The sequence below is a fragment of the Streptomyces durbertensis genome (genome assembly GCF_014156695.1).
Classification (GTDB): domain Bacteria; phylum Actinomycetota; class Actinomycetes; order Streptomycetales; family Streptomycetaceae; genus Streptomyces; species Streptomyces durbertensis.
This window is the reverse complement of sequence record NZ_WMLF01000294.1, coordinates 1-6853: the sequence shown is the minus strand read 5'-3', so window position 1 is coordinate 6853 and position 6853 is coordinate 1. Positions and strand designations below refer to the sequence as shown.

The following is a 6853-nucleotide window of genomic DNA, read 5'->3' as shown; positions in this document are numbered from 1 at the left end:
GATGAGGACTCCCACCCACTTTGTTGGGGTAAGGCTCCCAGTAGACGACTGGGTTGATAGGCCGGAGATGGAAGACCTGTGAGGGTTGGAGTTGACCGGTACTAATAGGCCGAGGGCTTGACCATATGTGCTCGCGTCCACTGTGTTGGTTCTGAGGCAATGAACAGCCAGAACCGGTTGTGCTTGGAAACAACAAGTCAACTGAAGAGTGTGCTTGTTCGCTGACCTTGTCGGTTTCCGCTCTTATAGGGAGCGGTGATAGGGTTTCGGTGGTCATAGCGATGGGGTAACGCCCGGTTACATTTCGAACCCGGAAGCTAAGCCTGTCAGCGCCGATGGTACTGCATGCGGGAGCGTGTGGGAGAGTAGGACGCCGCCGAACAATCTTTGAGAGAGGGCCGTCGGCCCCAGCAAGTGCGCTGGGGCTGGCGGCCCTCTTCGTTTTCCGCTTGCTTTGAGAAACATCGCGCTCGTCGTCGTGGCGCGTGAGAATGGCTGTGGGACGGCCAGAACAAGGAGTCACGTTGATGTCGAACTCATCTGAGGACCGGCCGTACAGGCCTGCCAGGTCGGAGGGCTCGGGCCAGCGTCGGCCAGGCGACCGCAGCGGTGGTGGCTTCCGCTCCGGCGGACGTCCCGACGAGCGCCGGGGTGACCGCCGTGAGGGCGACCGGCGTGACTTCCCCCGTGACCGTGACGACCGTCCGCGTCGGGACGACGATCGCCGTCCAATCAACCGTGACCGTGACGACCGTCCGCGTGGTCCCCGTCGGGATGACGAGCGGCGGCCGTTCAACCGGGATCGTGACGACCGTCCGCGTGGTCCGCGTCGGGACGATGACCGGCGGCCGTACGGCCGTGATCGTGACGACCGTCCTGGCGGTCCGCGTCGGGACGACGGCCGGCGGTCTTTCGACCGTGACCGTGACGACCGCCCCCGTGGTCCCCGTCGGGACGATGACCGGCGGTCTTTCGACCGGGATCGTGACGACCGCCCCCGTGGTCCCCGTCGGGACGACGAGCGGCGGCCGTATGGCCGTGATCGTGACGACCGGCCGCGTGGTCCGCGTCGCGATGACGAGCGGCGGCCGTTCGACCGTGATCGTGACGACCGCCCCCGTGGTCCGCGTCGGGACGATGACCGGCGGCCGTATGGCCGTGATCGTGACGACCGTCCTGGCAGTCCCCGTCGGGACGATGACCGGCAGTCTTTCGACCGTGACCGTGACGACCGCCCCCGTGGCCCCCGTCGGGACGACGAGCGGCGGCCGTACGGCCGTGATCGTGACGACCGTCCTGGCGGTCCCCGTCGGGACGACGAGCGGCGGCCGTATGGCCGTGATCGTGACGACCGTCCTGGCGGTCCCCGTCGGGACGACGACCGGCAGTCTTTCGACCGTGACGACCGCCCCCGTGGCCCCCGTCGCGATGACGAGCGGCGGCCGTTCAACCGGGACCGTGACGACCGCCCCCGCGGTCCCCGTCGCGACGACGAGCGGCGGCCGTACGGCCGTGGCCGGGATGACCGTGGTGACCGGGGTGGTTACCGGGGCGGTGGCGGCCCTCGGCGTGAGGGATTCGACCGGGACGACCGGCGGTATGACCGCCCCCCGCTGCGGCGACTGCCGATCGACGAGGACGTCACCGGCGAGGAACTGGACGCCGCCGTGCACCAGGAGCTCCGTACCCTGCCCAAGACCCTCGCGGAGGATGTCGCGCGCAACCTCGTCATGGTGGCGCGTCGGCTGGACGAGGACCCCGAGGGTGCGTACGGGTACGCGAAGGTCGCGCTGCGGCTCGCGTCGCGGGTGCCCGCCGTGCGTGAGGCGGCCGGCTTCGCAGCCTACGGCGTGGAGAAGTACGCGGAGGCGCTTGCCGAGTTCCGTGCGGCTCGCCGGATGACGGGCGCACAGCACCTGTGGCCGATGATGGCTGACTGTGAGCGTGGTCTCGGGCGTCCGGAGAAGGCGCTTGCCATGGCGGGCGAGCCGGAGGTGCAGAAGCTCGACAAGGAGGGCCGGGTCGAGATGCGGCTGGTGGCCGCGGGCGCTCGGCGTGACATGGGTCAGGCGGAGGCCGCCGTGGTGACTCTCCAGTGCCCCGAGCTGAACGCGAACTCCGCCCAGCCCTGGGCCGCCCGTCTGCGCTACGCGTACGCCGACGCGCTGCTTGCCGTCGAGCGTGAGGACGAGGCGCGCGAGTGGTTCGCGAAGGCCCTCGAGGTCGATCAGGGCGGCGTGACGGACGCTTCGGACCGGCTGGCCGAGTTGGACGGCGTGGAGTTCACGGACGCCCTCGACCCGGAGGCCGAGGAGCACGACGGCGACGACCGGGACCGTACGGAGGACCGGGACGTCGAGGACGCGGATCAGGAGTCCGGTACCGAGGGCGGCGGCGAGCGGTAGGCCGCCGGTCGCACGCGGCTGAGTCCGGTGGGCGGGGTGTGGGCATGTGTCCCGCACCCCGCCCACCGGTTCACGGGCGGGGTGTCTCCTCGTCGAGGGTGCGGAGCACAAGTCCGGTGGCCGGTTTCGGGCCGAAGGACGTGGACTTGCGGGGCATCATCACGCCCTGGCTGGCGAGTTCCAGCACGGTGTCCTCGCTGACGGGACGCATGAGGACGGCGGTGCCGCCGGCGCGGTCGGCCTGGGTGGTCGCGGCGTGCGCGGAGTGGAGGTAGCCGATGTCCGTGGGCTGGTCGGGCACCTGCCACACCTGGTCGAGCAGCACGGAGTGCAGCACCGTCGCGTCGAGTTCCCGCCAGGCGGCCGGCCGGTCGGCGCGAACGGCGTCGGTCAGCAGCCGGGGGTTGATCCGGTCGACGAGGTGGTAGGAGCCGCCGCCGTAGAGCAGGAAGGTGTTGCCCTCGGCGTCGTCGAGCCGGCGCAGCGCCTCTTCCAGCGGCCCGTCGACGGGCCGGCAACGGGCCTGGTCCTCAAGGGACCTGAGTGCCGTCTCGGGTGCCAGCCGGGGGAGCACGCGGTGGATGGCGTGCACCTGCAGTGGATGGTGGTTGCTGTCGACGAGGAGGACGAGGCCGTCCTCCCAGGCGGGGTCGCCGGGGTGCTCCCGGCGGAGCCGCAGGTAGGTGGCCCAGCGGTGGTGACCGTCGCCGATGAGAGCGCGGCGGGTGGCGAGGTCGTCGGTGATCTCGGCCTGCTCAGCGGGGTCGGTCACGGCCCACAGGCGGTGGCGGAAGCCGTCCTCGGTGTCGGTGCTGATCAGCGGTTCGCGACGCACGGTGCGTTCGGTGACGGCCGTGGCGCCGCGCTTGCCGTCGTCGCCTCGGTAGGACAGCAGGAGGGGTTCGAGGTTGGCGCGGGTCTCCTTCATCAGGCCGAGCCGGTCGGCCACGACCTGGGGCATGACGTCCTCGTGGGGGAGGACAACACCCTCTTCGGGCGGTGTGAGGCGCAGGGCGCCTATGAGACCGCGCTGGAGTGTGTCGCCGCGCCGCTGCTCGTACACGTAGAACGCGGGCAGCGGGTCGCGGACGAGGACGCCTTCCGCCTCCCAGCGGCGCAGGGTGTCGGCGGCCAGCCGGTGCCGGGCGGCGGGGTCGGCGGTGTGCGGCAGGATGAGCCGGACGATGTTGTACGGGTCCGCCGTCTCCAGCTGGTGCACGCCGTCGGGCCGGACGACGACGTCGTACGGCGGGGAGGTGACGGCGGCGAGGCTGCGCACCTTGGTGCTGTTGTAGCGCAGGCCGCGGAAGGGGGCGAGGCGGAGTCCGTCCAGATGCATCCGAGAATGCTATGTCTCCCGGACCCCGAGGTGGGAACCGTTCCGGCCGGTACCGGACAATGCCGTACGGGGCCGTCGCGGCCGGACCTGATCACAACCCGACCGGAGGGATCGTTCGACGATGCTCGGATCCTGTGCGCGAGCGCTGCACACCACGTACGACACCGCGCTGCTGGACCTGGACGGTGTGGTGTACGCCGGAGGGGAGGCGGTCGGCCACGCGGTGGAGTCGCTGGCGCTTGCCCGGGTCGCCGGGATGCGGCTGGCGTACGTGACGAACAACGCGGCCCGCACCCCGCGGACCGTCGCCGACCATCTCACCCGGCTCGGTGTGCCCGCGGAGGCCGACGAGGTGGTCACCTCGGCGCAGGCGGTGGCACGCATGATCGCCGAGGAGGCCGGGTCCGGGGCCCGCGTGCTGTGTGTGGGCGGTGAGGGGCTGCGGGTGGCGCTGGCCGAGCGCGGTCTGGCCGTCGTGGAGTCGGCCGACGACGCGCCTGACGTGGTGGTGCAGGGCTACGGCGGCCCGGAGCTGCCGTGGGGGCGGCTGGCGGAGGCGGCGCTGGCGGTCGGCCGCGGCGCCCGCTGGTACGCGTCCAACACCGATCTGACGATCCCCAGCGGCCGCGGCATCGCGCCGGGCAACGGCGCCGCCGTGGAGGTCGTGCGGATCGCCACCCGGTGGATGCGGGAGGCGCCGGAGCCGAGGGTGGCGGGCAAGCCGCTGCCGCCGATGCACCGGGAGAGCATCCTGCGCACCGGCGCCGAGCGGCCCCTGGTGGTCGGTGACCGGCTGGACACCGACATCGAGGGCGCGGTGAACGGCGGCGTGGACTCGCTGCTGGTGCTGACGGGTGTCACCGACGGCGCGCAGCTGCTCGCGGCGCCGCCCGGGCGGCGCCCCACCTATGTGGCCGAGGATCTTCGCGGTCTGCTGGAGGCGCACGGGCCGGCGACGGAGTCGGACGGTGGTTGGCGGTGCGGCGGCTGGTCGGCCCGGGTGGCCGACGGGGAGCTTGAGCTGTCCGGCGACGGCGAGCGGGTGGAGGCGCTGCGGGCGCTCTGTGCGGCGGCGTGGTCGGCGGCGGACGCGGCGCCCGGCACGCCGGGCGGCGTGCCGCGCTCGGAGAAGGCGCTGGCCCGCGTCGAGCTGTGACGTCGGGCGCGCCCTCACGACGGCGGCCAGGCCCGACGGACGGGGGCATCCGGGTCCGACGGGCCCGGTCACCCGTCCAGGGCCTCCTGCCGCAGTTGTTCCTCGCTTGCGCCGAGCCGCCAGTAGCCGGAGAAGGTGACGCGCCGGCGGTCCAGTCCGCGCTCGTGGACGAGGTGGCGGCGCAGCGCCCTGACGCCGCCGGCCTCTCCGGCCAGCCAGGCGTAGCAGGGGCCGGTCGGCAGTTCGGCGCCGGCCACCGCCCGCGTGAGGCGGCCGCGGCGTGCCGGATCGCCGCCGTGGGTGAACCAGTGCGCGTGGGCGTGCGGCGGAAGCGGCAGGGCCTGCCGGTCCTGCTCGTGCGGCACTTCGAGCCACAGCAGGGCGGGCAGGCCGGGCGGCAGCCGGTCGAGGATGCCGCCGACGGCCGGCAGCGCCGTCTCGTCGGCGGCCAGCAGCACCCAGTCGGTGTCCGGGGGCGGCCGGAAGCCGACGCTCCTGTTGTCCTCGACCGCCGGGCCGAGCAGCAGCACCCGGTCGTCGGGGGCGGCGCCCGCCGCCCAGCGGGAGGCCGGGCCCACGTCGCCGTGCAGCGCGAAGTCGACGTCCAGTTCCGGGTGTCCGCCCGCGCCGGTGCGTTGCGCGCGGACCGTGTAGCTGCGCATGATGGCGCGTTCCGCCGGGTCCTGGGCACGCCAGGCGTGGAACCAGCCGTCGCCGTCCCGGCCCGGCACGTCCGGGACCGTGCGGCCGGGCGGTGGGAGGAAGAGGGAGAAGCTCTGGTCGTGTCCGCCCGAGCGGAAGCCGGCCAGCCCGGGACCGCCGAAGGTCACCCGGGTGAGGCTCGGACTCAGCCGCCGGACGTGCAGCACCCGCGCGTCGAAGAAGCGGAAGGGCGGGGGGTCGGCGGCGGTTGCCGTGGTGTTGTCCGTCGTCACGGTCAGGCGACCTTCTTCGCGTCGCCGATCGCCCGGGCCAGCGCCTCCAGTGCCGGTGCGAAGCCGGCCCAGGAGAAGCGCGGAACCGCGTCCCACTCGACGACCTGTCCGGCGCGCACCGCGGGCAGGTTGCGCCAACCGGGCTTGCTCTTCAGGTCCTTCGGCTGGAGCGAGGTGGTGCGGTTGTCCAGGATGATGAGGTCGGCCTGGTACTTGTCGGCGTTCTCCCAGCTCAGGCTCTCGAAGTAGCCGCCCTGCTCGACGTCGTCGGGCTGGACGAGGTCCACGCCGAGCTGCCGGAAGTAGATGAGGTCGCTGTTCACCTTCGGACTGGAGACGTAGAACGTGTCGGGGGCGCCGGAGGCGGCCATGACGCGGATTCCGCTGCCGCGTGCGGTGCGGCGCAGGTTCTCCGCCGCCTTCTCGAACCTGGCCTTGGCGCGGGTGACCTTCTCCGCCTTGAGGTCCGCGCCGAGCGCGCCGGCGAGTTCCGCGTAGCGTTCGATCGGCTCGGTGATCGGGACCCGGCCGGTGGTGATGGCCACGCTAGGTGCGACGCGCAGGATCTTCTCGCGGCTCTCGTCGGGCACGTACCACAGGGAGCCCTTGTCGAACATGTGGGTGACGAGGAGGTCGGGGCGCAGCCCCGCGTACTTCTCGACGTTGAACTCGCCCCAGGCGTTGCCGACGATCTCGACGGAGTCCACGTCCAGGTCGCCGGCACCGGGGTCGGCCTTGCCGTTCGCCTGCTTGGTCTCGCCGAAGACGCCGACCAGCCGGCGGTCGACGCCGAGGTCGTGGAGGGTGGCCGCGGCGCCGGTGAAGGCCACGACACGTTCGGGGCGTCGAGCGGTCTTGGCCTCGCGGCCGCGGTCGTCGGTGAAGGACCACCGGCCGTCGTCTCCCGTGCCGCCGTCGCGCCGCTCGCCGCCGCAGGCGGTGAGCAGGGCGCCCAGCCCGAGTGCGCCGGCGGCCGTGAGCAGGGCGCGGCGGGTGGGAGCCGGTGCGGCGCGGCGGG

6 protein-coding genes and 2 rRNA genes are annotated in these 6853 nt (G+C 72.6%); 4 read left to right on the top strand and 4 right to left on the bottom strand.

Annotated elements, in window-relative coordinates:
- A 23S ribosomal RNA gene (locus GL263_RS18370) occupies positions 1 to 125 on the top strand; the annotation flags it as partial.
- 140 nt (positions 126 to 265) lie between these two features.
- Positions 266 to 382, top strand: a 5S ribosomal RNA gene (rrf, locus tag GL263_RS18365).
- A 154-nt stretch (positions 383 to 536) separates the two neighbouring features.
- Here rrf and GL263_RS18360 read toward each other — a convergent pair.
- Positions 537 to 1673 (bottom strand): hypothetical protein, encoded by a 1137-nt coding sequence (locus GL263_RS18360; protein ID WP_182856814.1) that lies wholly within the window; start codon positions 1671 to 1673, stop codon positions 537 to 539.
- On the opposite strand from GL263_RS18360, the gene GL263_RS18355 reads away from it, so the two are divergent.
- Entirely contained in the window at positions 1614 to 2405 is a 792-nt protein-coding gene (locus GL263_RS18355) for a tetratricopeptide repeat protein (protein ID WP_182856813.1), read from the top strand. The genes GL263_RS18360 and GL263_RS18355 overlap by 60 nt on opposite strands.
- 70 nt (positions 2406 to 2475) lie before the next feature.
- Here GL263_RS18355 and GL263_RS18350 read toward each other — a convergent pair whose 3' ends face one another.
- Entirely contained in the window at positions 2476 to 3744 is a 1269-nt protein-coding gene (locus GL263_RS18350) for a DUF1015 family protein (RefSeq protein WP_182856811.1), read from the bottom strand.
- Between the two features lie 121 nt (positions 3745 to 3865).
- On the opposite strand from GL263_RS18350, the gene GL263_RS18345 reads away from it, so the two are divergent.
- Complete coding sequence (locus GL263_RS18345; RefSeq protein ID WP_182856810.1) at positions 3866 to 4900, top strand: HAD hydrolase-like protein; 1035 nt, start codon at positions 3866 to 3868, stop codon at positions 4898 to 4900.
- Between the two features lie 68 nt (positions 4901 to 4968).
- On the opposite strand, the gene GL263_RS18340 is transcribed toward GL263_RS18345, so the two are convergent.
- Entirely contained in the window at positions 4969 to 5835 is an 867-nt protein-coding gene (locus GL263_RS18340) for a siderophore-interacting protein (RefSeq protein WP_182856809.1), read from the bottom strand.
- A 2-nt stretch (positions 5836 to 5837) separates the two neighbouring features.
- Positions 5838 to 6818, bottom strand: a complete 981-nt coding sequence (locus GL263_RS18335) for an ABC transporter substrate-binding protein (protein ID WP_182856812.1) — start codon at positions 6816 to 6818, stop codon at positions 5838 to 5840.
- Between the last annotated feature and the right edge of the window lie 35 nt (positions 6819 to 6853).

What these genes read in the sequence shown, in the direction of transcription:
- GL263_RS18345 (WP_182856810.1), top strand. Translation starts at nt 3,866, where the DNA reads ATGCTCGGATCCTGTGCGCGAGCGCTGCACACCACGTACGACACCGCG.
- GL263_RS18350 (WP_182856811.1), bottom strand. Translation starts at nt 3,744, where the DNA reads ATGCATCTGGACGGACTCCGCCTCGCCCCCTTCCGCGGCCTGCGCTAC.